The organism is Coprococcus sp. AF51-11b1 (genome assembly GCF_027682785.1).
Lineage (GTDB): Bacteria > Bacillota > Clostridia > Lachnospirales > Lachnospiraceae > Allocoprococcus > Allocoprococcus comes.
Map to the genome: position 1 here is coordinate 24,973 of NZ_JAQCZB010000017.1, position 24,188 is coordinate 49,160.

A 24,188-nucleotide genomic window follows, 5' to 3' on the forward strand; every position below is an offset into this window, starting at 1 on the left:
CTATATAAAATATTTTAAATAATCAACGCATTTAATGGTATTTATTGGTAAAAGTGATGACAATATTTGGAAATTGTATAAGAAAAAATACAATCGTGTGTAAACCAGTGGACATATTTCATAAAAAAGGATATAATAAATGGAAAGTGATATAGAGAATGGAGATAAGTATCATGAAATATAAACAAAGCGTATATAAAACCTTTGCACTCATCAGTCAGTTAGGTATCAGTATACTGGTTCCCATTTTGCTATGCACTTTTTTTGGTACATGGCTGGAAAAGAAGGTTTCTTTTCCAGTTTTTATCCCTTTGGTGATAGTGGGTGTATTGGCAGGTCTGCGCAATGCATGGGTACTTGCGAGACATGCGAATGAAGATCCGGAAGACAAAAACAAAAATTGAGCAGGGAGGAATGAAACAACATGAGTAAGACAGACAATACCGTACTGAAGGATATGATCATCACTATGCTTCTGTATGGAATAATCGCACAGATTGTATGTCTGATTATCCCAGGGGATCATCTGAGAATGACAGCAGGGCTTTGGATCGGGGTGGCTGCAGGTGTTTTCATGGTAATCCATATGAAAAACTCGTTGGATGAGGCGGTACTTTATGGAGAACAGGAAGCACAGAGATACATGCAGAAATCTTACGCGATAAGATATCTGGTTGTAGTTGTAGTATTTATAGCCGTCAGCTGGCTTCAGATTGCGAATGTACTTACACTGTTTGCAGGAATTATGAGTTTAAAGCTTGCGGCATATTTGCAGCCAATTATGCATAAGCTTTTCGCTAAATTCAAAAAATCTAAGTAAAGGAGGTAAAGCGCGTGGGGAACAGCTTAGGAATGCTGGCAGCTAAGGAGCCGGATTTTCAAATTCACGGTCTCGTTAAATTCCAGTTATTTGGGCAGGAGTTATGGCTCACCACTACACATGTCAGCATATTGATCGTAGCGTTATTACTGCTGATTTTTGCGTTGGTTGTCCGAGCTAAGCTGAGCGATGCCGAAGGCAAACCCGGAACCCTGCAGAATATTGCCGAGCTTATCGTTGAGATGCTTGACAATATGGTAAAAGGAAGCATGGGGAAAAACGGACTGGCGTTCCGGAATTATATCGGGTCTTTGTTTTTGTTTTTGATTGTGGCAAACCTTTCGGGACTTTTGGGGCTTCGGCCACCAACTGCAGATTATGGTGTAACACTTCCACTTGGACTTATCACATTTGTGCTGATTCAGTTCAATAACATCAAATACAACAAAATTGAGGCATTTACAGGCCTGTTCAAACCATTGCCGTTCTTGTTCCCAATCAATCTGATCGGGGAGATCGCAGCACCATTTTCCATCTCACTTCGTCTGTTTGGAAATGTGCTGTCCGGTACTGTAATCATGGGACTTATCTATGGTCTTCTGTATAAGATCGCATGGGCATGGCCGGGATTTCTACACATCTATTTCGATGTGTTCTCGGGAGCAATTCAGGCATATGTATTCTGCATGCTGACGATGGTATATATCAATGACAAGATGCCGTCAGCGGAGTAAAAAGCAAACTGGGATCTAAGTTCAGACAGTATCAGGTTTGCAGTGATTAAGGAGGAAAATTATTATGGGTAATATTTCAAATGAAGCTTTAATTTTAGCGTGTTCAGCAATCGGCGCAGGACTTGCGATGATCGCAGGTATTGGTCCTGGTGTAGGACAGGGTATTGCGGCAGGTCATGGTGCATCTGCAGTAGGACGTAACCCGGGAGCAAGATCAGACATCACGTCTACAATGCTTTTAGGACAGGCAGTAGCAGAGACAACAGGTCTGTACAGTTTGGTTATTGCACTTATTCTCTTGTTCGCAAACCCGCTTCTTGGAAAGCTGTAAAAAAGGTTTTGCCTGTAAAATAAGAGAAAGGAGGCAACGCCTTGGAACGTTTGTTTAATCTGGATGCGCAGCTTCTTTTTGATGCCTGTGTCATGGCACTCAGTATGCTTGTCATGTTCACGTTTCTGTCATATCTGCTTTTCAAACCGGTAAGAAAACTTCTGGAGGACAGAAAGCAGAGAGTTGCTGATGAACAGGAGTCAGCAAAGAATGACCGGAAAGAGGCAGCCGTTTACAAAGAAGAATACGAACAGAAATTGAAAGAAATCGATAAAGAGGCGCAGGCTATTCTCAGTGAAGCACGGAAAAAAGCGATGAAGACCGAAAATGAAATTGTTGCAGAAGCAAAAGAAGAAGCAGCAAGGATCATCACACGTGCCAATAATGAGATCGAACTGGAACGGAAGCGTGCGCTTGATGATATGAAGCAGGAGATGATCTCCATTGCATCAGCAATGGCAGGTAAAGTAGTAGCAGCTTCGATCGATACCAGTGTACAGGATGAACTGATCGAAGAGACATTAAAAGAAATGGGAGAACAGACATGGCTAAGCTAGTATCAAAGGTATATGGTGACGCCCTGTTTGAAGCTGCCCGTGACTGCGGAAAAATGGATGAGATATTCGAGGAAGTACAGAGTATCGGAGTGATCCTCGAAGAAAATGCAGAGCTTCAGAAGATTCTCGGAAATCCGAGAGTTATGCGTGAAGACAAAGAGCAGATGATCGAGACGATTTTCCGCGGACGTGTTTCAAATGAGATTGTAGAGCTGATGAAGCTGATGATCGAAAAAGGGCGCTACAGCAAGATAGATTCTGTATTTGAATATTTTATCGGACTTGTAAAAGAAGAAAAGAAAATCGGGATTGCATATATCGCTACAGCAGTAGAACTGAGCGAGGCACAGAAAGAAGCAGTCATGCAGCGGCTTCTTCAGACGACAAAATATGAATCCTTTGAGATGAATTATCAGGTAGATGCTTCTCTGATCGGCGGAATGGTGATCCGTATCGGTGACAGAGTTGTGGATACAAGTATTAAGACAAAGCTGTATGAACTGTCAAAGAGCCTGAAGAAGATTCAGGTATAGCAGTTAGAATTAGTAGAAAGAAGGTGGATTCGCTCCATGAATTTAAGACCAGAAGAAATAAGTTCTGTGATCAAAGAACAGATTGAAAGATATTCCTCTGAGCTGAACGTATCGGATGTCGGAACGGTTATTCAGGTGGCAGATGGTATTGCGCGTGTCCACGGCCTTGAAAATGCAATGCAGGGTGAACTTTTGGAGTTCCCTTCAGAAGTATACGGAATGGTTCTGAACCTGGAAGAGGACAACGTAGGTGCTGTTCTTCTGGGAGATCATAAGAATATCAATGAAGGTGATACTGTAAAGACAACCGGACGAGTTGTAGAGGTTCCGGTAGGCGACTGTATGCTTGGCCGTGTAGTTAATGCACTTGGACAGCCAATCGATGGAAAAGGACCAATCCAGGCAACCAGGCATCGTCAGATCGAGCGTGTGGCACCGGGGGTTATTTCCCGTAAGTCAGTAGATACACCGCTTCAGACAGGTATTAAAGCGATCGACTCCATGGTTCCGATCGGTCGTGGACAGAGAGAGCTGATCATCGGTGACAGACAGACCGGTAAGACAGCGATCGCGATCGATACGATCATCAACCAGAAAGGGCAGGGCGTAAAGTGTATTTATGTAGCAATCGGTCAGAAAGCTTCGACCGTAGCTTCCCTTGTTAAGACTCTGGAGACCTTTGGAGCAATGGATTATACAACTGTAGTTGTGTCAACAGCCAGTGAGCTTGCACCACTGCAGTACATCGCACCGTATTCAGGATGTGCGATGGGAGAAGAATGGATGGAGAACGGAGATGATGTACTGATCGTTTATGATGACCTGTCCAAACATGCAACTGCATACCGTACCCTTTCCTTACTTCTGAAACGTCCACCTGGACGTGAGGCTTATCCGGGAGATGTATTCTATCTGCATTCAAGACTTCTTGAAAGAGCAGCCCGTCTTTCAGATGAACTTGGCGGAGGTTCACTTACTGCACTTCCGATTATCGAGACACAGGCAGGTGACGTATCAGCATACATTCCTACCAACGTTATTTCCATCACAGACGGACAGATTTATCTGGAAACAGAGATGTTCAACTCTGGTTTCAGACCGGCCGTTAATGCCGGACTTTCTGTATCCCGTGTAGGTGGATCGGCACAGATTAAGGCGATGAAGAAGATCGCTGGTACAATCCGTATTGATCTTGCACAGTACCGTGAACTGGCATCCTTTGCACAGTTCGGATCGGAACTGGATGCAGAGACTTCCGAACGTCTGGCACAGGGAGTCCGGATCAAAGAGATTCTGAAACAGCCGCAGTACCAGCCGATGCCGGTAGAATACCAGATTATTATCATTTATGCAGCAGTTAAGAAGCTTCTTCTTGATATTGCGGTAGAAGATATTCTGGCTTTTGAAAGCGGACTTTTTGATTATATTAAGACAAAATATCCGGAAATTCCGGAATCTATCAAGAACGATAAAGTGCTGAAAGAAGAAGTAGAAGAAGCTCTCAGAAAAGCAATCGGAGAATATAAAGAACAATTTCAGGCAAGGTAGGTGATACAAAGTGGCATCTATGAGAGATATCAAGCGTCGCCGTACCAGTGTACAGAGCACGCAGCAGATTACAAAAGCCATGAAACTTGTCTCTACCGTAAAGCTGCAGAAAGCAAGAACCCGGGCAGAAGAATCAAAGCCGTATTTTGACTGTATGTATGCAACAATGACCTCTCTGCTTGCAAAGGCAGGGAATATCAATCATCCATATCTGAAAGCAGATGATTCGAAGAAGAAAGCAGTCATTGTTGTAACATCCAATCGTGGACTGGCAGGTGGATATAACTCCAATGTAGTGAAGATGGTGACTGAAAACGAAGCCTTTACGAAGGAGAATATCCGGATCTATGCAATTGGAGGAAAAGGACTGGAACTTCTGAAACACAAAGGATATGATATTGTCGCTGATTATTCAGAGATGATCGAAGAACCGTCCTATGATGATGCGAAGAGTATTACAAAAAGACTTCTGACAGATTTTGAAAATGGTGAGATTGGTGAGATCTATCTGATCTACACATTTTTCAAAAATACGGTAAGTCACATTCCGACGATGATCAAAGTCCTTCCGGCAGAGGTGCAGGAAGAAGCGGGAGAAGAGGATGCAAAGGTGCAGCTTACACCGATGAACTTTGAACCGGAAGCGGAAGAGGCAATCAGCCTTCTTGTTCCGAAATATATCAGCAGCATTCTGTATGGCGCGTTTGTGGAAGCAGTTGCCAGTGAGAACGGTGCACGTATGCAGGCGATGGATTCGGCAACCAGCAATGCGGAAGAGATGATAGATGATTTGGAATTGAAATATAACAGAGCACGTCAGGGTGCGATCACACAGGAACTTACCGAGATCATTGCCGGAGCAGAGGCGATCGGATAAATACAGGTTTCTGTATGTAAGGAGGAGAAAATGGCAGATAAAAATATAGGGAAGATTACCCAGGTTATCGGTGCCGTTCTTGACCTTAAGTTTTCGGAAGGATACTTGCCGGAGATCAACGATGCGGTTGAGATTACGCGCAAGGACGGAGGAAAACTTGTGGTAGAAGTTGCACAGCATCTGGGTGATGATATCGTAAGATGTATCGCCATGGGACCGACAGACGGACTGGTGCGAGGCATGGACGCCGTAGCAACCGGGGGACCGATTTCAGTTCCGGTTGGCGAAGCAACACTCGGACGTATCTTCAACGTACTGGGTGAGCCGATTGATGAAAAAGAGGCTCCGAAGGATGTTGAATACGCACCGATTCATAGAAAAGCTCCGAGCTTTGAAGAGCAGGCAACACAGACAGAGATGCTGGAGACAGGTATCAAGGTTGTTGACCTTCTGTGCCCATATCAGAAAGGTGGAAAAATCGGTCTGTTCGGTGGAGCCGGTGTAGGAAAGACCGTTCTTATCCAGGAACTGATTACCAATATTGCAACTGAGCATGGCGGCTATTCTGTATTCACTGGTGTAGGAGAACGTACCCGTGAAGGAAATGACCTTTACTATGAGATGACAGAATCCGGAGTTATCAAAAAGACAGCGATGGTATTCGGTCAGATGAATGAACCACCTGGAGCACGTATGAGAGTCGGACTTACAGGACTGACTCTTGCAGAATATTTCCGTGATAAAGGTGGAAAGGATGTACTTCTTTTCATTGATAACATTTTCCGTTTTACACAGGCAGGTTCCGAAGTATCAGCGCTTCTTGGACGTATGCCTTCAGCGGTAGGTTATCAGCCGACACTGCAGACAGAAATGGGTGCGCTGCAGGAGCGTATCACATCCACGAAAAACGGATCCATCACATCCGTGCAGGCAGTATATGTGCCAGCCGATGACCTTACTGACCCGGCTCCGGCAACAACATTTGCCCATCTGGATGCAACGACCGTACTTTCCCGTGCGATCACAGAGCTTGGTATTTACCCGGCTGTAGATCCACTGGAATCTACTTCACGTATTCTGGATCCACACATTGTCGGAGAAGAACACTATAAAGTAGCCCGTGGAGTACAGGAAATTCTTCAGAAATACAAAGAACTGCAGGATATCATTGCAATTCTTGGTATGGATGAACTTTCCGAGGAAGATAAGCTGGTCGTATCCAGAGCAAGAAAGATCCAGAGATTCCTTTCCCAGCCATTCCATGTTGCGACACAGTTTACAGGTCTGGAAGGACGTTATGTTCCAATTGGCGAGACAATTCAGGGATTTAAAGAGATCCTCGAAGGAAAGCATGATGATATTCCAGAGGGATATTTCCTGAATGCAGGTAATATCGATGACGTGCTTGCCCGTGTGAAATAGGAGGGACGTCCTATGGCAGATAAATTTAAACTTAACATTATTTCGCCGGAAAAGAAGTTTCTGGAGGGTGACTGCGAATTCCTTGAATTTGTAAGTACTGAAGGAGAACTTGGTATCTATGCAAAGCATATTCCGCTGACGACTATTCTTGAACCATGCGTGATGCGAATCCACAATGACGGGGAGATTAAGAAAGCGGCAATTCTCGGAGGATTTGTAGAAATCCTGCAGGAGAGGGTAATGGTGCTTGCAGAAGATGCACAGTGGCCGGATGAAATTGATGTGGCACGTGCCGAAGCGGCGAAGAAGCGCGCTGAGGACAGAATTGCTGCGAAGCAGGAAGGCACAGATATGCGCCGTGCAGAGGCGGCACTGAAAAGAGCAGTTGCCCGAATTGGAGCAGCTCAGTCATAAAACATTAAAAACCGAGAATCCTTTGTTGGATTTTCGGTTTTTTTAATGAAGGAAAACTGGACAATAAGGAGGAATTTGCCTATAATAATTTATTATATGATACCAGGGTCAAAGGGTCAGAAAGCTGATGCAAGCTTGCTTGCAAGAGAATTTTTGACCTCTTGACCCGCCAAAAACATGAGTAAGTAGCCATTTTTCAAAGAAAAATGAGCGGATTACGAATGTTTTTGAGGATTGCGAGAGTGCAAAGCACGTAGCAATCTGGTATCAAAGGGGTCAAAATACCTTTTGACCCCAACATCATTATATAGCGTAAAAAAGAGTATGAATGGCAGGATAAAATTGAGAGGATAAAGGGATGAACAAACAGGACCAAATGACAATGCAGGAAGCGGAAAGAAAGATGGAATCTTTGAGGGAAGTGTTTCAGGTTGTCAGACTGGTAGACGGGAAAATGCTGATGGATCGGGAAAAACGGATAAATGCGGGAGATTTATCTGAAACGTGTCAGTGTTACAGTTTCTGGAAAAAAGACAAGGAATGCGAGAACTGTAGCTCTCTTCTGGCACTGAAAGAACAGACGCAGAAGATAAAATTTGAATTTCTGGATTTGCAGGTATTTCAGGTGATCTCGCGTTATGTTGAGATTGATGGCAGACCTTATGTTATGGAAATGATTCAGAATCTTGATGAGAGTATTCAGATTGATCAGGAGGGGTATGATAAGCTGATCAGTAAACTGTCAGGATATAATGAAAAGCTATATACGGATGTACTGACTGGGATATATAATCGGCGTTTTTTTGAAGAAAAGATCAAAAACATGGAGGATGAAGCTGGAATTGCAGTGATCGATCTGGATGATTTTAAGCTTCATAACGATACTTATGGACATAGTGCGGGAGATGCGGCACTTATAACGACTGCGAACATTATCAAAAAATATATCCGGAAGACGGATATTCTGATCCGGTATGGTGGAGATGAATTTTTACTGATCCTTCCTTCGATTAAGAAACATATTTTTGAAGATAAGCTAAAACTGATCCGGGAAAAAATCCACGATACGGTTGTGCCTAAGTATGAGAAAATGCAGCTTTCGGTCAGCATCGGCGGAGCTATATTCCGCGAAGGCAATATTGAAGATGCTATTGCCAGTGCTGACAGACAGATGTATATAGCTAAAAATTATAAAAATATGGTTGTCACAGAATGGGATGAAAATGGAAAGAAAAAGGAAGAAAATTCTGCATCAGAAAAACTGAAACAGCAGATCCTTATCGTGGATGATTCGGAAATAAACCGCGAGATTCTGAAAGAGATTCTGAAAGAGGACTACCGGATTTTGGAGGCGGCTAATGGAGAAGAATGTCTGGAACAACTGGAACGGTCTGGAACAGGGATCTCACTGGTGCTGCTCGATATTGTGATGCCGGAAATGGATGGATTTGAAGTCCTTGCTGCGATGAACCAGAATCATTGGATTGAAGATATTCCGGTAATCATGATTTCCAGTGAAGATTCAGATAGCTATATCAGACGGGCATATGAGATGGGTGTTTCAGATTACATCAGCCGCCCGTTTGATGCGAAAATCGTATATCAACGCGTCCTGAACATGATCAAGCTATATGCAAAACAGAGGAGACTGATCCATCTGGTGACCAGGCAGATTTACGAAAAAGAGAGAAATAACCGGATGATGATCGGTATCCTGAGCCAGATTGTTGAGTTCAGAAACGGAGAAAGTGGTCTGCATGTGATCCATATCAATCTGATCACACAGCTTTTGCTGGAACAACTGGTGAAAAAGACAGGAAAATATCAGCTCTCATGGGAAGATAGATTATTGATTGCAACAGCATCGGCTTTGCATGATATCGGAAAGATTGGAATTGACGAGAAAATTCTGAACAAACCGGGAAAGCTTACCAAAGAGGAATTTGAGATTATGAAGACACATACCTTAATCGGTGCACAAATGCTGGATAATCTGGATATGTACCGGAATGAAAAGCTGCTCAAGCTTGCACATGAGATTTGCCGCTGGCATCATGAAAGATATGATGGAAAGGGATATCCGGACGGACTTGTCGGAGAAGAAATTCCGATTTCGGCACAAGTAGTATCGCTGGCGGATGTGTATGACGCCCTGGTGAGTGAACGGGTTTACAAGAAGGCATTTTCGCATGAAAAAGCACTGGAAATGATCCAAAATGGTGAATGCGGTACATTTAACCCACTGTTACTCCAGTGTATGACCGAAGCACAGGATAAATTAAAGACAATGATGGAAGTAGCAGAAAAAGAATAAAAAGGAGTAGAAAAGACAGAATGAAGGCACTTGTAATTGCAGAAAAACCTTCTGTTGCGCGTGATATTGCGCGTGTACTTAAATGTGGGAAAAAGATAAATGGAGCAATTGAAGGAGAGCGTTATATTGTAACCTGGGGACTTGGTCATCTGGTTACCCTGGCAGATCCGGAAGATTACGATAAAAAATATAAAGAGTGGAAAATTGATGTGCTTCCGATGAAGCCGGCTCCATTTAAGCTTGAAGTAATAAAGCAGACCGGAAAACAGTTCGCAGCGGTGAAAACACAGATTCACCGCAAGGATGTGAATGAAATTATCATTGCTACGGATGCAGGACGAGAAGGAGAGCTGGTAGCAAGGCTGATTCTGGAAAAAGCAGGAAGCAAAAAGCCGATCAAGAGGCTGTGGATCTCATCTGTAACAGATAAAGCAATCGGAGAAGGTTTTGCAAAGTTGAAGAACGGGCATGAGTATGATGCGCTTTATGATGCTGCAATGTGCCGTGCCGAGGCAGACTGGCTGGTTGGAATCAATGCAACAAGGGCACTGACCTGTAAATATAATGCACAGCTTTCCTGTGGACGTGTGCAGACACCAACGCTTGCAATGATTGCAAAGAGAGAAGAAAAGATCCGTAGTTTTATTCCGGAAAGTTATTATGGAATGACTGCAAAAGGACAAAATATTATGCTGACCTGGCAGGATCAGAAGTCAAAGAGTTATCGCTCATTCGATAAAGAGAAAATGACCGGACTGATGAAAAAGCTGGATGAACAGAAAGCGGTAGTGGAAGAGATTAAAAAAACACCGAAAAAAACGTATGCACCGCTTTTGTATGATCTGACAGAGCTGCAGAGAGAAGCCAATCAGCGGTTTGGATATTCGGCGAAAGAGACGCTGAATATCATGCAGAGACTGTATGAGAATCATAAGGTGCTGACCTATCCGAGAACGGATTCCAGATATCTGAGCAAAGACATTGTTCCGACGATCAAGGACCGTCTGGAGGCATGTGGTACAGGACCGTACCGTAAGCTTGCAATGACAGCGAAGAAAAAGGATCTGAGCGGAAAGCTCGCTTTTGTAAATGATGCGAAGGTATCGGATCATCATGCGATCATCCCAACGGAGCAGTTTGTGGATCTGAGTCATATGACAAATGAAGAGCGGAAGATTTATGATCTGGTTGTGCGGCGTTTTCTTGCTGTGCTTTATCCGCCATTTGAGTATGAGCAGACACAGGTTACGGTGAAGGTTGGCGGTGAAACTTTCCTTGTGTCTGGAAAGATTGTGAAAGCGCAGGGATGGCGGGCTGTTTATGAAGAGGAAATCTATTCGGCTGAGGATGAAGAAGAGGAAGAAGCATATGAGTCTGGAAAGGGTTTGAAAGGACAGACACTGCCGGAACTGGAAAAAGGACAGGAGATTAAAGGACTTGTGTTGTCATTGACAGAAGGTAAAACGAAGCCACCGGCACATTTTAATGATGTGATATTTTGTGAGCGTAAGGAGTGGATAGGAATTGAAGAAAGGAGTTCAGCATGAGAAGAAAAAAAGATAAAAGCAATGGCATTACTGCTTTGTATGAAAGACTGTCTCGTGATGATGATAATGCTGGAGAGAGTAACAGTATCGTTCATCAAAAGCAAATGCTTGAAGATTATGCTATAAAACATGGCTTTACGAATCTTGTTCATTTTACCGATGATGGTTGGAGTGGAGCGACCTTTGACAGACCTTCATGGAACAGACTTGTTGAAGGTGTTAAAAACGGAGAAATCACTGCCTGTATCTGCAAGGATATGTCCAGAATCGGCAGAGATCATCTGCAAGTAGGTTTTTTCACTGACATTCTGTTTAGAGAAAAGGAAGTTCGATTTATAGCAATCAATAATGGTATTGACAGTGACCGTCAAGAAACCAGTGAGTTTGCCCCTTTTCTGAATATCATGAATGAGTGGTTTGTCAGGGACACAAGTAAGAAAATTAAAGCTGTACTGAAATCCAGAGGTTCTTCCGGCAACGCTCATACAAGTAATATCCCACCATACGGCTATTTGAAAGACCCCGAAAACCCCGACCATTGGATTATTGATGAAGAAGCTGCTGAAGTAGTCCGCAGAATTTATCGCATGACTATTGAGGGAAAAGGACCTTATCAGATAGCAAGAGAACTTTCAGAAGAAAAAATAGAAAGACCGTCTTATTATCTTGGAAAAAAGGGACTTGGAAATCATGCAAGCAACTATGACAAAGAAAATCCGTATATGTGGCGAGGAAATCAGGTTACTACTCTGATTGCCCGACCAGAGTATATCGGAAAGACTGTCAACTTCAGGACATTCAAAAATTCCTATAAGGACAAAAAGACGAAAAGGGCAGACAAGGAAGATTGGGTGGTTTTTGATGATACACAAGAGCCTATTGTCGATGAAGAAACATGGCTGCTTGCTCAAAAGTTAAGACAGAATGTAAGAAAAGCAGATCCTATGGGCGAGCCTAATGTTCTGACCGGAAAGATTTACTGTGCTGATTGTGGTGCGCCGATGTATAATCACAGGCAGCGGAAAGGGCGAGAAAGAATATACTATACTGCCAAAGGCGAAAAAAGGACAAGTTATTCCAATCCGGCAGATTGTTATGAATGTTCCACTTATAATCTTGCTTATCAGAAGTATGATCGTCACTGTACTTGCCACCATATTTCAACAAAAGCACTTAAAAGCATCATTCTGAAAACCATACAGGAGACTTGCCATTATGTTTCTTTGAATGAGCAGGAGTTTGTCTATTCTCTGCAAGAAGAATCGGCGATGAAAGATATTGCTGTTTCTGAAACTGTAAAAAACCGCATTGAAAGAAATCAGAAGCGAGTTCACGAACTGGATATGCTTATCAGGAAAATCTATGAAGATAATGTGATTGGAAGATTGCCGGACAGACTTTTTCAGAGTATGCTTACTGATTATGAAAATGAGCAGAACGAGCTGAACAAGATTATTGAGACTGACACCGCTGATATGCAACGGATTATAGGCGGTCAAAATAATGTGGAGCGTTTTCTAAAGCTGGTCAAAAAGTATGAGAACATTACAGAACTTACTCCTGCCATGATAAATGAATTTATCGACAAAATTCTGGTTCACGAGCCACAAGGAAAAGGTGCAGACCGCACCACAGAGGTGGAGATATATCTTAACTATGTCGGGCAATTTCAAGTACCTGTGGAGCAGCATGAACCAACCGAGGAAGAAAGGATTGCTGCTGAAAAAGAGGCGGAACGACTTCGCAGAAAACGAGAATCCAATCGTAAGTATATGAAAAAGATTCGTGAGAAATCAAAAGAATTTGCGGAGCATGAGCGTATAGCAGAAGAAAAAAGCTCTGATAGCAATGTGTGTGTTGAACAGAACGCCACAAGCAAATCAAATCGGCAAAAAGTGAAAGGAGAAAAAATAGCATGACAGAATTGAAACCACGAATCCATGATGAAAGCAATGGTCTGGACTATGTTCTTGTGGGCGATTACTATGTGCCGGACTTGAAGCTGCCGGAGGAACACCGCCCTATCGGTATGTGGGGCAGACTGCACAGGACATATTTGGAGCAGTACCGCCCTGCAAGGTTATCTGCCCTCTGTTTATCCGGCGAACTGCATACTTACCTTGCTGACCTGAACGAACAGGCAGCGGAAAGGTGCAGCCTTATCATTGAGCAGATGAAACAAGCCGAGGGTGTGACCGAAACCATGAAAGCAGATAATCAGATGTTGTGGGTACAGTCCATAAACTCTATCCGTAACCGAGCCGAAGAAATCATCAGACAGGAAATGATTTACTGCTGATTTTATCAAGTCCAAAACCAACAATTTTATATCGTCAACGAAGCGACAGGTATTTCCTTATGAAGTGTCTGTCGCTTTTCATTTATCAAACTTTAAGGAGGAAAACACAATGAAGATGAACCGGAATGAAATGGAAGCCCTTTATGCCTTTGGCTGTCCGAACCTGAAAGCAACTGTCGAGCGTTTGCGTATGGTGGCTGCCCTTGCACCCGATCCGGTGGCGAAGAAGCTGTTTTATATGCTTTCCGTCAAGCTGAGTGCTGAGGGTGTTGAAAGGTGGTATCGTTGCTTTTACCGCAGGCTGAGGGTGTTGAAAAACCGTAGGGAGGGCTGCTATGACGAGACTGACAAAGATTGAGAAAGAAACAATCGTTCTCTTTAATGAGGGCGAGGACAAGGCAAATATCTACACCCACAACGCCGGATTGAAAAAGAGGTTGGCTGCTTTTGCTAAGAAGTACCCTGACCTTTGCCGACTGGAAAAATCCAATGTTCAAGGCGGTGTTTCTTATGAGCTGGCAAAGTCCCGTCTGTCTATCCGTTTCCTGCCGCCTTACAGTGAGGAACGCAGACAGAAAGCCAGTGAATATGCGAAAAAGCATGGGCTGAACAGCCAGCAGGGATAATGTGATAATCAGGGCTGATATGCGGTTAAAATGTCAGGTGCAGACCTGATGTTTTGACCGTTGCCTATCGCCTGTGAGGAAAGTATCGGGGACTATGGATTTTGCGGAAATGTGCGTTATAGGTAAGTAAAAAACTACTTGATAGAGCGTGAATTGAATTGTTCATATCGGTATGATATAATTTACTGAAATGAAGCAAGAAGGTGGACTTTTGTATGAAAAAATTTTTGAAAATATTGCTAATCATTGTAGGAATAGTTTTTTTGATTTTTGCAGCGCTGATATGTATTGGACTGTTTGTTGATTATGATGACCATATTGAAAATGGTCGTTATACTTATGTTCCGGAAGATGACAATAAAGACAATGCATATGTCGAATTCAATTTGAGTGATTACGATAAAAAGGATTCTGAACTCATATATTATAGTTCTGTCGAAGAAGCTATTTTGAATTCTCCTTTGAATGCTGAAAATGAAGAATTTTCTGTTCCAGAAGATTTTCTTAATCATGTTGATGAAATATTGCATATATGGAATGGCAAACAGTATGATACTATTTTCTATCGGGCAGGAAGCGATAACGATCCCGTTCAAGGTTTTGTGATGGCACGCTGCAAAAAACAGGTGGAGGAAGCAAGTGTACAATATGCGTTTGTAAATGCTACACCAGCTACCACTACACCAGATACCACTTATGGGGGAGACTTCAAAAAATTTATCCATTTATCTTTAACAATAAGTGATATTCAACAAGACTTAAATCCAAATTATCCGGATACCAGATTCGTTTTTGGCTATGCACATGATAAAGAAATTTACTCATTAGAAGTAGAAGGTCAAAAGCCAGATGGGATTATAGAATATGAAGAATATGGTAGAACGATGTATATGTGGTATTATAACGATTTGAAAAGCAATAAAAGAGGCGATTGTCTGAGCTACTCAGTAGATGTGCCAGAGTAATTTTTCAAATTGGCTAATCTGCCACAACTGAATATGACCGTCAAGGTCAGATGAAGAAACCGATGTATTGAGCGTAAAGCGATCATGCGTCGGTTTTTCTTATTTCATGAGCTGACAGAATTCCGACTGTATATCACCCGTGAGGAAAGTATCGGGGACTATGGATTTTGCATAAATGCGCGTTACAAGGCTTGAACAGGAACTCTGCACACAAATTTTTTCTTCCATTCGTTAAGTTGATGAAGTATAATGAAAAATAAGATAAAGTTAATTCTTGGAGGTGTTATTCATGTTTGGTTTTAAGAAAAATGAAAAGCCAACGCTCATTATTGAAGCAAAAGATCTAATGGAAATTATCAAGTCTGATTATGATAATGATATGGCTTTTACTCTTATTGAGTTTTCCTATAATGAGAAAAAATATGTGATGGGTTCCTGTGTTTTACCTGCTAACGCAGAGGAATGTAAAGAAAATATATCTTTTATATTTCAAGACAGAGTTTTTGAAAGTTTTGAGGAATTTCAAACTGCTATTATTATAGATAATAAAAACATCTTACAATTAGAAAAACCCCTTGAAATTTTAAGAGCAGGAATTATTGATAATGAGCCTATGCTGAAAACGCCATGGGGAGATAAAAGATTAGCTGATAAAGCTGTTAATAAATAGCGTGTCGCTTTGAAAGGAGTACAAATTTATGGCATTATTGATGTTTAGAACTTTTGGAGTGATTATAGTATCATTTATAGTCTTAATTATGTATGTTTTGCATAGAAAGAAAAATGGGAAGTTTATAAAACGAAAGGCTGTCAATGAAGAAGAAAAAATAAAATATCAAAAATGGGAAAAAATAATCAATGTGATGGCAGTTGTTGGGTTATTGATTCTCGGTATATTTATAACTGTTCCTTGTTGCTTGGATATACCTTATTTACTATCTAACAATTTAGTTGAAGTTACCGGAGAAGTTACACAAGGTGCAATGTCAGGAGAAAACTCTAATAGTGAAAGAAGAATACATATTAGAGATGAGAAAACTGGAGAAGAACATTCATTAAAATATTGGGGAACAGGTAGCGATTTAGGAGATAAGATAACTGTAAGGTATTTACCACACACAGAATATGGGTATGTAGTTGAATAGAATAAAAATAAATATCCTATTTTGTTTTGGGAAATTTGTAGATTACCTGTAATCTGCCACAACTGAATATGACCGTCAAGGTCAGATAAAGAAACCGATGTATTGAGCGTAAAGCGATCATGCGTCGGTTTTTCTTATTTCATGAGCTGACAGAATTCCGACTGTATATCGCCTGTGAGGAAAGTATCGGGGACTATGGATTTTGCAGAATTGTGCGTTACAAGGCTTGAACAGGAACTCTGTACACAAAATTTTTTCTTCCATTCTTTAAGTTGATGAAGTATAATGAGATATGAAAAAGTGAGGTTTTAAATACTCGAATTTAAACAATCATTTTTATATAGCTGGAACTATGGAGGGCAAAAAATGAATGATTTTTTACGAATGTGTTTGAATATAATTACACAAATAGGCCCCTATTTAGTTGTACTTCTTCTTTTGAAATATCTTATAAATCTTCAACAAAAGAGAGCTAAAGAACGAGAGGAAGAACAGAAAAAGGGAATAATTAGAACGCATTATACAATAAAAACAGAGAAAACATTGACTATTATATTTGTTTTTGGAATTTTATTTACAGGAGGTTGTACTGTAGCAAGTGCTATCCAACAGGATGATATATTTCCTCCCTTGGTATTTGGCATTGCATTTGTTGTGTTTTTTATAGGCTCATTGAATATGATTATGTGGAAACTGGAAGTGGATGAAGATGAAATCACATGGCGTTCAACTTTTGGCAGAAAGAGAACTTTTCACTTTGAAGATATTACCTATTGCGAGAGAAGGAAAGGTTCTATGCGTGTATATGTAAATGGAGAAAAATTATTTACCATTGATAGTAATATTGACAAAGAAGAATTTATGGAGGACATAAAAAGAAGAAGAATCCCTGTAAAATCTTACTGGGCAAATCAGCATAAGAAAAATCGTAAATGACATAGATTTTATAACAGTACGATGTTAGACAACTGAATATGACCGTAAAGGAAGATGAAATATGAAAAAAGAGTTGAAACAAATATTGCTTATATGTTTATTTTTAATTATTGGTTGTGTACTTGGTTATTTTGTAGCACTTAATCAAATGAATCAACTTAGTGACCCTGAGTACATTGCGTTTTGGACAAGTCAAAATATGTCTGTTCCTGAACCATTAGGATTTACAAGAAGTATTCTTTCTTTTGGATTGCTTTTTGCTGGAATACCAACAGGTTTGATTTTTTATAGTGGTTTAGTTAAGAAATGGCTAACTCCTATCGCACCTAAAATTATAATTGGATTTGTTACTTTCCCGATTTATACACTTGCTGGAGTAATCGGTTCAATTCCTTTTATCATCTATAAAGGAATTTTTCTATTCAAAAATAATAGATGTAAATGACAACGAGCTTTTCAAGAGTAGGGTGTTTATCAACTACTTTTTAAGGCAACCACGCAAGGACGATCAGCTACATAGTTGGTCGTTTTTGTTTATCCATTTGCAGATTATCCGTAATCTGCCACAACTGAATATGAACGTTAAGGTCAGATGAAGAAACCGATGTATTGAGCGTAAAGCGATCATGCGTCGGTTTTTCTTTTTGCAAAATAGTCCGGTGGACTGTTTTGTAAAACCGAAGGAACTGACGGAGCTTGGGACGGGGCGAAGTCAGTTTGTTCGGGCGGGAGTACGGAGGGTGCAACCCTTTGTGCATGGGTACAGGGAATGCAATATCCCTGTGCAGGTCAAGGGCGGCAGCCTTGCCCAGTTAAGTGGCGTTTCGCCACTTAGTACTGGGTATTACTTGACGCAGAAAGCCGCAAGGAATCAGCTTCGCTGCCCTTCTCCCCTGTCGGGGAAATCAAAAAGAAAAGGAGGAACTCATGTGAAATTAACAAGACACAATGGACGAGCCGGAAAGAATGGCGTTTATAATCCGAAGCACAATGACCGCAGTTTTGACATTGCCAACAGCGAACACATTGACGAAGAACGAGCCAAACAAAATCTCTATTGGGACTGTTACAATGGCTTCCGCAATTTCAAAAATCCCGAAAAGGAAAATGAGCTGTCTGCCACTTTTGAAGATGTGGAACAGCTTTTTTATCGTCAGCGGTATCGTGATTTTGTGACCGGACAGAACGAAAGAAATGTGAAGAACCGACACCCTGAAAGAAATAAGGAAACCGGAGATTTACTCAAAAGCAAAAAGACCTGTCCAGAGGAAACGGTCTATCAGATTGGAACGCTTGATAATCATGTTCCACCGGAATTGCTCATTGAGATCGTCACAGAATTTATGGAAATCGTAAATGAGCGTTTCGGTTCTCATGTCCATATCCTGAATTGGGCTCTGCACTTGGATGAAAGTACCCCTCATATTCACGAGCGTCATGTGTTCGACTGTAAAAATCAATATGGGGAGATTGCCCCACAACAGGAAAAGGCTTTGGAAGCACTGGGGTTTGAACTGCCGGAACCGGAGAAGCCTGTCGGAAGAAAAAATAACCGCAAGATGACTTTCGATTCAGCTTGCCGAGTGCTGCTGTTTGATGTGGCGAAAAAGCATGGCTTACAACTGGAAGAAGAACCGGAATATGGTGGTCGTGCATATCTGGAAAAACAGGACTATATTCTTTTCAAGCAAAAGGAGCAACTGGCAGCACAGGAGCAAAAGCTGGAAGAACTCACGATGAAGATTGAGGATGTGGAAGCTCTGGTGGACGAGGTTGCCGATATTGCCTATGACAAGGCGGTTGAGGTCGTTGCTGATACTGTGAAACTGGAAACGCACAAGGAGGATATTAAGCTGGTGGAGCAGTCTAAGGCATGGGTTCTCTCCCCTGAGCGTAAGGCTTCAAAGAAAGAAATCGAGTATGCAACGAAACGATTGGATGGCGTGATTGCCAGAATCACAAACGCTATGAAATCAACCATTCAGAAAATTCAAACCACGCTGATGAAACCGGAGGTCAAAAAAGCCGGAACGGAGCAAATCAAGAAGAAAGCCAAAAGTTCCATTATAGAGCAGTTGAGCCGAAAAAAGAAAGAAATGGCAGAGCGTGAAGTCAGCCGGACACTTCCGGCGAAAAGCAAAAAACAGGATATGGAACTCTAAAGCACTTGCTGTTTTCACTTTGAAAATGACAGGTGCTTTTGCTTTAGGAAGCAAGAAAATATCTTCCATTCTTTAGGTTGATGAAGTATAATGATAGTAAGAAATTTTTTGTAATGACCTTAATCCAATAAGTGATTTTGCAATTATCAAGTAAAGGATGTAATTATATGAAGAAAGTACTGTTGCTTTTCAGTGTGATTATTATACTCGGTTTAACAGGCTGCTCTAACAAATATTTCAATGACTGGTTTAGCTCTGAACAAAATGAAACGGATAAGATGTGTCAACAAATTATCGAGGCATGTAAGCAACAGGATTCAGAGAAACTCAAATCTCTATTTTCCGAAGAAAGCAAAAAGAACATTGAGAATTTAGACACTGAAATCTCTGCTTTTTTCGATTATATTGAGGGCAGTATCCAAAGTTTTGAGGGCGATTGTGCATCATCAAGTGAAAGCAACTATGGTAAAAGGAAAACGGAATTGGATGGTATGTATCTCATATTGACAGAGAAGGAACGGTATTGTATGAATTTTTATATGTATAGTGAGGATGATGAAAATGCCCAAAATGTGGGGATATATAAAATTGAAATTGCATTAGAGAGCGAAGTGGCTGAGGATAATTTTATATGGGATAATCCCCCAAACGGTATTTTTGTTGGAGGACAAAATTGATTTTTGTTATGAGAGAACATTAAAGTATAAATTTCGGATGGTATAAGAAAAACTGACTACAATTAAATCTTCACAGCTTTACTAAGCAAGAGATCCGAATGATATGCTCCCTTCATGATGACAGTTTGTTTTTTCACTGTCTCTCATAAAGGGAGCATATCAGAAAAGGTCTCCTGCTTTTTTTCCCAAAAACTGAATATGGAACTCTAAGGCACTTGCTGTTTTCGTTTTGAAAATGACAGGTGCTTTTGCTTTAGGGAGCAAGAAAATATCTTCCATTCTTTAGGTTGATGAAGTATAATGTAAGCAACAAACTTGAAGTTTAAGGGAATGATATTATGGATTTTGCTATATTTAGATTGTTTATAAGAGTTTCATTATTTGTTATAGCTTTAATTGCTTGCATTATCTATCTAATTAAAAAAAGAAAACTTATCTATTCGATATTTTTTGATAAAGAAGCGATAAAAAAAGAATATACTGGAAAAAATGATATAATATTTCTTCGATTGGCTAATACCATTCTTGTTATAGTAGCTATTCTTTTAATCTTATATTTGAAAGATTTTGTTTTAGATATGCCTTACATCATAAACAAACAGTATAGTTATGCAGAAGGATATGTAACTGAACAATCTCATGGTGGTGCAGATATATCTTCTGAAAGAAGAAGTATTTTTCTATATGATAAAGTTAAAGATGATGAAATCGAAATCACAGTATTTTCAAGGTATGTTGATAAAAATACTTATTTAAAGGTACAATATCTTCCGCATACGAAATATGGTGCTATTGTAGAAAATAAATAATTCATTCTAAAAAGAAAAATCCCAGTTTGTATAACTGGCAACCCAACCACAATTAAATCTTCACAGCTTTGCTAAGCAGGAAATCTGAAAAGGTCTCCTGCTTTTTTGCACCTAAAATTAAATATGGAACTTTAAGGCACTTGCTATTTTCGTTTTGAAAATGACAGGTGCTTTTTTCGTTTCAGGAAAGGAGTCACATGAATGTATTTGAAATTGTAAAAGAAAATGTTACTGCCCGACAAGCCGCAGAAGCCTATGGCTTGAAAGTGGGTCGCACAGGTATGGCGTGCTGTCCGTTTCACTCGGATATGTCCCCCAGTATGAAGCTGGATGAACGCTATTACTGTTTTGGCTGCGGAGCAACCGGAGACGCTGTTGATCTCACAGCGAAGCTATTCGGTATCGGGCTGAGGGAAGCTGCTGTCAAACTTGCTGAAGATTTTGGTCTTAACTATGACAGCCGACAAAAGCCCAGTGTCCGCCCTCGTATTCGTGAGCCGACACCGGAGCAGAAATATCAAAAAGAAGAAAATCATTGCTACAAGGTGCTGACGGATTATTTTCATCTTCTTAGAGAATGGGAAAAGAAATACGCTCCTAAACAGCCGGATGAGGAATGGAATCCTCTGTTTGCAGAAGCACTGTATAAGAAGAACTATATCGAATATCTGCTTGATATTCTTCTGTATGGTTCATTGGAGGAACGAAAAGCACTTGTGGCAGAACAGAGAAAGGAGGTGTTGAAACTTGAACAACGAATTGCAGAACTGTCAGCAGACAGAACCATGCACAGTAGAAGAAATCCGAAACAGCTTAGAGCAGAGCGAGAAAGGTAAGGTTTATAATACTGCCGCAAATTATAAGCGTGTTCTGCAATATGACCCACTTTTGAAAGGAGCTATCCGAAAAAATCTTCTGACCGAAAGAATCGACATTGTGAAGCCCCTCGGTTGGTATCGTGACAGCCCGACATTGACGGATGTGGATGTGAAATATCTGCTCCTATATTTTGAAGAAAACTATGGATTGACCGTAGAAAAGAAAATCATAGACGCAGTTGCGGTTATTGCCAACGAAAACCGTTACCACCCTGTCTGCGATTTTCTCAATGCCCTACACTGGGACGGAACGGAACGCATACGCTTCTGTCTGCACCGCTTTCTCGGTTCTGATACAGATGATTACACCTATGAAGCATTGAAGTTGTTTCTGTTGGGTGCTATCTCACGAGCCTTTAAGCCGGGGTGCAAATTTGAGGTAATGCTCTGTCTTGTAGGCGGTCAGGGAGCCGGAAAGTCCTCTTTCTTCCGTTTGCTTGCGGTCAATGATGATTGGTTCTCTGATGACTTGAAGAAGCTGGATGATGAAAATGTGTACCGCAAAATGCAGGGGCATTGGATTATTGAAATGTCGGAAATGATTGCAACCGCCAACGCTAAGAGCATTGAAGAAATCAAGTCCTTTCTGAGCCGCCAAAAGGAAACCTATAAGATACCCTATGAAACACATCCGGCAGACAGAAAACGACAATGTGTGTTTGGAGGTTCTTCCAATACCCTTGACTTTCTTCCCCTCGACCGAACAGGCAACCGCCGCTTCGTTCCGGTTATGGTCTATCCTGAAAGGGCTGAGGTTCATATTTTGGCAGATGAACAGGCTTCAAGAGAGTATATCAATCAGATGTGGGCAGAAGCTATGGAGATTTACAGAAGCGGAAATTTCCGTCTGAGATTCAGTCCGGCTATGAACGCTTATCTGAAAGCCCACCAAAAGGACTTTATGCCGGAGGACACAAAGGCAGGACAGATTTTAGACTATTTGGAACGCTATTCCGGCAGCATGGTCTGTTCCAAACAGCTTTATAAGGAAGCACTGGGGCATGATTATGACGAACCGAAACAATGGGAACTGCGAGAGATCAACGACATTATGAATAACGCTGTCACAGGCTGGAGGGCGTTCAGCAATCCTAGGTATTTTCCAGAGCCTTACCGCAGACAAAAAGGCTGGGAGCGTATCAGGAACGACAACGAGCCTGACAACAGCATGGATGGTTTTCAAGAAATCCCGACAGAGGAAATGGAACAGTTAGGGCTTCCGGAAGAATGGTTGAAGCAAAAATAAAAGCTCGTTGTCGCTTCGGTTGTCGAGCCGGTTGTCGGTCTGGTTGTCGGGCAAAAATCCCGAAAGCCTTGATATTGCGGCACTTTTCCCTCTCTGACAACCATGACAACCAATATTATAAAGAAAAAGGAAATAGTAAAAAGATAGTATCGCCCGATAAAGAAAAAAGGTTTTCTGATGTCCGTTGTCGGAACTTCGTTGTCAGACCTTTCCTTGTCGGGCTTTTTTCATTCAAGGAGGAATATCGTATGACAAATATTGTGAACAGTACACTACCCACCCCAAATAACCATTCGGAGAAAAACAAACCGGATGGAGTTTTTGTGATTAAGCAAGGCAAAACAAATTATAAAGTCAAAGTGTTTTTTGACCATAGTAGCGGTTTGACTGCTGAGGACAGATTGAAACGCATTATTCAGGCAGAAGCAGAGAGAGAATCTGCGTAAGTAATATAAAAAATATCCACGCACCCCCTTGACAAAAGCTTTCAGAAGCAACACTTCTGTCAGCAATGGAGAACCCGACGGCTTATATGGAAAGCCATGACAAAGCGATGGCGAAAACGCTTGGCGAGACAGGAGGATTGGGAACGGTTGCGACAAGAGCGGATATTATTGAAAAACTTTTTAAAAGCTTTTTGCTGGAAAAGCGTGGAAAAGATATCTATCTTACATCGAAAGCGAAGCAGCTTCTGGAACTTGTGCCGGAAGAGTTAAAACAGCCGGAACTTACAGCAGACTGGGAGATGCGTTTGTCGCAGATTGCGAAGGGAAAGCTTTCGCGGAAGGATTTTATGAAGGATATTGATAAATATACGGATCAGGTGGTTTCTGAGATTAAGGCGGGAGCTGGAACGTTCCGGCATGATAATCTGACAAATAGTAAATGTCCGCGATGTGGTAAGAGAATGCTTGCAGTGAAAGGAAAGAACAGTGAGATGCTGGTTTGTCAGGACAGAGAGTGTGGATACCGCGAAACAGTATCACGGACAACGAATGCGAGATGTCCTGTGTGTCACAAGAAGATGCAGCTGAAAGGAAGAGGGGATGGACAGATTTTTGTGTGTGTCTGCGGACATAAGGAGAAGCTGACATCGTTCCAGGAGAGACGGAAGAAAGAAGGTGTGGGAGTCAGCAAGAAGGATGTGCAGAAATATTTAAGACAGCAGAAGGATGAGCCGGTGAATAATCCATTTGCGGATGCGCTGGCTAAGATTAAGTTGTAGGTGGCGAATGGGATGGCGTGTGGAAGGTTTGGCTTTCTGGTACGTCTCATTGACTTGATGGCTGTAGTACAAAACGCAGCCGGAAAGTCAAACCTTCCACACGCCTGTGCATTGGCAGACGGG

At 41.5% G+C, this 24,188-nt stretch carries 26 protein-coding genes and 2 pseudogenes; all 28 read left to right on the forward strand.

The window, feature by feature from the left end; genetic code table 11:
* Positions 1 to 173 precede the first annotated feature (173 nt).
* Positions 174 to 404: an AtpZ/AtpI family protein gene (locus tag PGY05_RS14995; RefSeq protein ID WP_022220232.1), complete on the forward strand. Its 231-nt coding sequence runs from the start codon at positions 174 to 176 to the stop codon at positions 402 to 404.
* A 20-nt stretch (positions 405 to 424) separates the two neighbouring features.
* Positions 425 to 820 carry an ATP synthase subunit I gene (locus tag PGY05_RS15000; RefSeq protein ID WP_055249036.1) on the forward strand — a complete coding sequence of 132 codons (396 nt, stop codon included), beginning with the start codon at positions 425 to 427 and terminating at the stop codon, positions 818 to 820.
* A 14-nt stretch (positions 821 to 834) separates the two neighbouring features.
* A complete protein-coding gene (gene atpB, locus PGY05_RS15005) occupies positions 835 to 1,554 on the forward strand; it encodes a F0F1 ATP synthase subunit A (RefSeq protein WP_022220233.1) in 720 nt (239 codons plus the stop codon).
* Positions 1,555 to 1,618: 64 nt separating this feature from the next.
* A complete protein-coding gene (gene atpE / locus PGY05_RS15010) occupies positions 1,619 to 1,885 on the forward strand; it encodes an ATP synthase F0 subunit C (RefSeq protein ID WP_008370061.1) in 267 nt (88 codons plus the stop codon).
* A 41-nt stretch (positions 1,886 to 1,926) separates the two neighbouring features.
* Entirely contained in the window at positions 1,927 to 2,442 is a 516-nt protein-coding gene (atpF, locus tag PGY05_RS15015; RefSeq protein ID WP_008370063.1) for a F0F1 ATP synthase subunit B, read from the forward strand.
* Complete coding sequence (gene atpH, locus PGY05_RS15020; protein ID WP_008370066.1) at positions 2,430 to 2,975, forward strand: ATP synthase F1 subunit delta; 546 nt, start codon at positions 2,430 to 2,432, stop codon at positions 2,973 to 2,975. Before atpF ends, atpH begins: the two co-directional genes overlap by 13 nt.
* 36 nt (positions 2,976 to 3,011) lie before the next feature.
* Positions 3,012 to 4,523 (forward strand): F0F1 ATP synthase subunit alpha, encoded by a 1,512-nt coding sequence (gene atpA / locus PGY05_RS15025; protein WP_008370069.1) that lies wholly within the window; start codon positions 3,012 to 3,014, stop codon positions 4,521 to 4,523.
* Between the two features lie 10 nt (positions 4,524 to 4,533).
* Entirely contained in the window at positions 4,534 to 5,400 is an 867-nt protein-coding gene (gene atpG, locus PGY05_RS15030; protein ID WP_270476246.1) for an ATP synthase F1 subunit gamma, read from the forward strand.
* 30 nt (positions 5,401 to 5,430) lie between these two features.
* Complete coding sequence (atpD, locus tag PGY05_RS15035; protein WP_008370073.1) at positions 5,431 to 6,822, forward strand: F0F1 ATP synthase subunit beta; 1,392 nt, start codon at positions 5,431 to 5,433, stop codon at positions 6,820 to 6,822.
* 12 nt (positions 6,823 to 6,834) lie between these two features.
* Positions 6,835 to 7,236, forward strand: coding sequence for an ATP synthase F1 subunit epsilon (gene atpC / locus PGY05_RS15040; protein ID WP_270476247.1), 402 nt, complete (start codon positions 6,835 to 6,837; stop codon positions 7,234 to 7,236).
* A gap of 358 nt (positions 7,237 to 7,594) precedes the next feature.
* Positions 7,595 to 9,550 (forward strand): diguanylate cyclase, encoded by a 1,956-nt coding sequence (locus tag PGY05_RS15045; protein ID WP_055249044.1) that lies wholly within the window; start codon positions 7,595 to 7,597, stop codon positions 9,548 to 9,550.
* 20 nt (positions 9,551 to 9,570) lie between these two features.
* Positions 9,571 to 11,064, forward strand: a pseudogene (locus tag PGY05_RS15050) (DNA topoisomerase 3); the annotation flags it as partial.
* A gap of 29 nt (positions 11,065 to 11,093) precedes the next feature.
* Entirely contained in the window at positions 11,094 to 13,016 is a 1,923-nt protein-coding gene (locus PGY05_RS15055; protein WP_003023119.1) for a recombinase family protein, read from the forward strand.
* Positions 13,013 to 13,396 carry a TnpV protein gene (locus tag PGY05_RS15060; protein ID WP_117553176.1) on the forward strand — a complete coding sequence of 128 codons (384 nt, stop codon included), beginning with the start codon at positions 13,013 to 13,015 and terminating at the stop codon, positions 13,394 to 13,396. Before PGY05_RS15055 ends, PGY05_RS15060 begins: the two co-directional genes overlap by 4 nt.
* Positions 13,397 to 13,505: 109 nt before the next feature.
* Positions 13,506 to 13,754 (forward strand): ferredoxin, encoded by a 249-nt coding sequence (locus PGY05_RS15065; protein WP_117553177.1) that lies wholly within the window; start codon positions 13,506 to 13,508, stop codon positions 13,752 to 13,754.
* A complete protein-coding gene (locus tag PGY05_RS15070; protein ID WP_005930793.1) occupies positions 13,732 to 14,022 on the forward strand; it encodes a hypothetical protein in 291 nt (96 codons plus the stop codon). Before PGY05_RS15065 ends, PGY05_RS15070 begins: the two co-directional genes overlap by 23 nt.
* Before the next feature lie 215 nt (positions 14,023 to 14,237).
* Entirely contained in the window at positions 14,238 to 14,987 is a 750-nt protein-coding gene (locus PGY05_RS15075) for a hypothetical protein (RefSeq protein WP_117553178.1), read from the forward strand.
* A 289-nt stretch (positions 14,988 to 15,276) separates the two neighbouring features.
* On the forward strand, positions 15,277 to 15,657 hold the full coding sequence (locus PGY05_RS15080; protein WP_003023131.1) for a hypothetical protein: 381 nt from the start codon (positions 15,277 to 15,279) through the stop codon (positions 15,655 to 15,657).
* A gap of 28 nt (positions 15,658 to 15,685) precedes the next feature.
* A complete protein-coding gene (locus PGY05_RS15085; protein ID WP_003023134.1) occupies positions 15,686 to 16,132 on the forward strand; it encodes a hypothetical protein in 447 nt (148 codons plus the stop codon).
* A gap of 366 nt (positions 16,133 to 16,498) precedes the next feature.
* Entirely contained in the window at positions 16,499 to 17,068 is a 570-nt protein-coding gene (locus PGY05_RS15090; RefSeq protein ID WP_118710272.1) for a DUF6560 family protein, read from the forward strand.
* A 61-nt stretch (positions 17,069 to 17,129) separates the two neighbouring features.
* Positions 17,130 to 17,513, forward strand: a complete 384-nt coding sequence (locus tag PGY05_RS15095) for a hypothetical protein (RefSeq protein WP_003021642.1) — start codon at positions 17,130 to 17,132, stop codon at positions 17,511 to 17,513.
* A gap of 181 nt (positions 17,514 to 17,694) precedes the next feature.
* Complete coding sequence (locus PGY05_RS15100; protein ID WP_270476249.1) at positions 17,695 to 19,230, forward strand: serine/arginine repetitive matrix protein 2; 1,536 nt, start codon at positions 17,695 to 17,697, stop codon at positions 19,228 to 19,230.
* Between the two features lie 167 nt (positions 19,231 to 19,397).
* Complete coding sequence (locus PGY05_RS15105) at positions 19,398 to 19,907, forward strand: DUF5104 domain-containing protein (protein ID WP_024720781.1); 510 nt, start codon at positions 19,398 to 19,400, stop codon at positions 19,905 to 19,907.
* A gap of 338 nt (positions 19,908 to 20,245) precedes the next feature.
* Positions 20,246 to 20,716, forward strand: a complete 471-nt coding sequence (locus PGY05_RS15110) for a hypothetical protein (protein WP_022616344.1) — start codon at positions 20,246 to 20,248, stop codon at positions 20,714 to 20,716.
* Positions 20,717 to 20,913: 197 nt separating this feature from the next.
* Complete coding sequence (locus PGY05_RS15115; RefSeq protein ID WP_117553179.1) at positions 20,914 to 21,552, forward strand: CHC2 zinc finger domain-containing protein; 639 nt, start codon at positions 20,914 to 20,916, stop codon at positions 21,550 to 21,552.
* Positions 21,464 to 22,840 (forward strand): virulence-associated E family protein, encoded by a 1,377-nt coding sequence (locus PGY05_RS15120; RefSeq protein WP_117553180.1) that lies wholly within the window; start codon positions 21,464 to 21,466, stop codon positions 22,838 to 22,840. Before PGY05_RS15115 ends, PGY05_RS15120 begins: the two co-directional genes overlap by 89 nt.
* Positions 22,822 to 23,286, forward strand: a complete 465-nt coding sequence (locus PGY05_RS15125) for a transposon-encoded TnpW family protein (RefSeq protein WP_237948570.1) — start codon at positions 22,822 to 22,824, stop codon at positions 23,284 to 23,286. The genes PGY05_RS15120 and PGY05_RS15125 overlap by 19 nt, the downstream gene beginning before the upstream one ends.
* A gap of 41 nt (positions 23,287 to 23,327) precedes the next feature.
* Positions 23,328 to 24,065, forward strand: a pseudogene (locus PGY05_RS15130) (DNA topoisomerase); the annotation flags it as partial.
* Positions 24,066 to 24,188: the final 123 nt, after the last annotated feature.

What these genes read in the sequence shown, in the direction of transcription:
- PGY05_RS14995 (WP_022220232.1), top strand. Translation starts at nt 174, where the DNA reads ATGAAATATAAACAAAGCGTATATAAAACCTTTGCACTCATCAGTCAG.
- PGY05_RS15000 (WP_055249036.1), top strand. Translation starts at nt 425, where the DNA reads ATGAGTAAGACAGACAATACCGTACTGAAGGATATGATCATCACTATG.
- atpE (WP_008370061.1), top strand. Translation starts at nt 1,619, where the DNA reads ATGGGTAATATTTCAAATGAAGCTTTAATTTTAGCGTGTTCAGCAATC.
- atpH (WP_008370066.1), top strand. Translation starts at nt 2,430, where the DNA reads ATGGCTAAGCTAGTATCAAAGGTATATGGTGACGCCCTGTTTGAAGCT.
- atpA (WP_008370069.1), top strand. Translation starts at nt 3,012, where the DNA reads ATGAATTTAAGACCAGAAGAAATAAGTTCTGTGATCAAAGAACAGATT.
- atpD (WP_008370073.1), top strand. Translation starts at nt 5,431, where the DNA reads ATGGCAGATAAAAATATAGGGAAGATTACCCAGGTTATCGGTGCCGTT.
- atpC (WP_270476247.1), top strand. Translation starts at nt 6,835, where the DNA reads ATGGCAGATAAATTTAAACTTAACATTATTTCGCCGGAAAAGAAGTTT.
- PGY05_RS15045 (WP_055249044.1), top strand. Translation starts at nt 7,595, where the DNA reads ATGAACAAACAGGACCAAATGACAATGCAGGAAGCGGAAAGAAAGATG.
- PGY05_RS15055 (WP_003023119.1), top strand. Translation starts at nt 11,094, where the DNA reads ATGAGAAGAAAAAAAGATAAAAGCAATGGCATTACTGCTTTGTATGAA.
- PGY05_RS15060 (WP_117553176.1), top strand. Translation starts at nt 13,013, where the DNA reads ATGACAGAATTGAAACCACGAATCCATGATGAAAGCAATGGTCTGGAC.
- PGY05_RS15065 (WP_117553177.1), top strand. Translation starts at nt 13,506, where the DNA reads ATGAAGATGAACCGGAATGAAATGGAAGCCCTTTATGCCTTTGGCTGT.
- PGY05_RS15070 (WP_005930793.1), top strand. Translation starts at nt 13,732, where the DNA reads ATGACGAGACTGACAAAGATTGAGAAAGAAACAATCGTTCTCTTTAAT.
- PGY05_RS15075 (WP_117553178.1), top strand. Translation starts at nt 14,238, where the DNA reads ATGAAAAAATTTTTGAAAATATTGCTAATCATTGTAGGAATAGTTTTT.
- PGY05_RS15080 (WP_003023131.1), top strand. Translation starts at nt 15,277, where the DNA reads ATGTTTGGTTTTAAGAAAAATGAAAAGCCAACGCTCATTATTGAAGCA.
- PGY05_RS15085 (WP_003023134.1), top strand. Translation starts at nt 15,686, where the DNA reads ATGGCATTATTGATGTTTAGAACTTTTGGAGTGATTATAGTATCATTT.
- PGY05_RS15090 (WP_118710272.1), top strand. Translation starts at nt 16,499, where the DNA reads ATGAATGATTTTTTACGAATGTGTTTGAATATAATTACACAAATAGGC.
- PGY05_RS15095 (WP_003021642.1), top strand. Translation starts at nt 17,130, where the DNA reads ATGAAAAAAGAGTTGAAACAAATATTGCTTATATGTTTATTTTTAATT.
- PGY05_RS15100 (WP_270476249.1), top strand. Translation starts at nt 17,695, where the DNA reads ATGCGTCGGTTTTTCTTTTTGCAAAATAGTCCGGTGGACTGTTTTGTA.
- PGY05_RS15105 (WP_024720781.1), top strand. Translation starts at nt 19,398, where the DNA reads ATGAAGAAAGTACTGTTGCTTTTCAGTGTGATTATTATACTCGGTTTA.
- PGY05_RS15110 (WP_022616344.1), top strand. Translation starts at nt 20,246, where the DNA reads ATGGATTTTGCTATATTTAGATTGTTTATAAGAGTTTCATTATTTGTT.
- PGY05_RS15115 (WP_117553179.1), top strand. Translation starts at nt 20,914, where the DNA reads ATGAATGTATTTGAAATTGTAAAAGAAAATGTTACTGCCCGACAAGCC.
- PGY05_RS15125 (WP_237948570.1), top strand. Translation starts at nt 22,822, where the DNA reads ATGGTTGAAGCAAAAATAAAAGCTCGTTGTCGCTTCGGTTGTCGAGCC.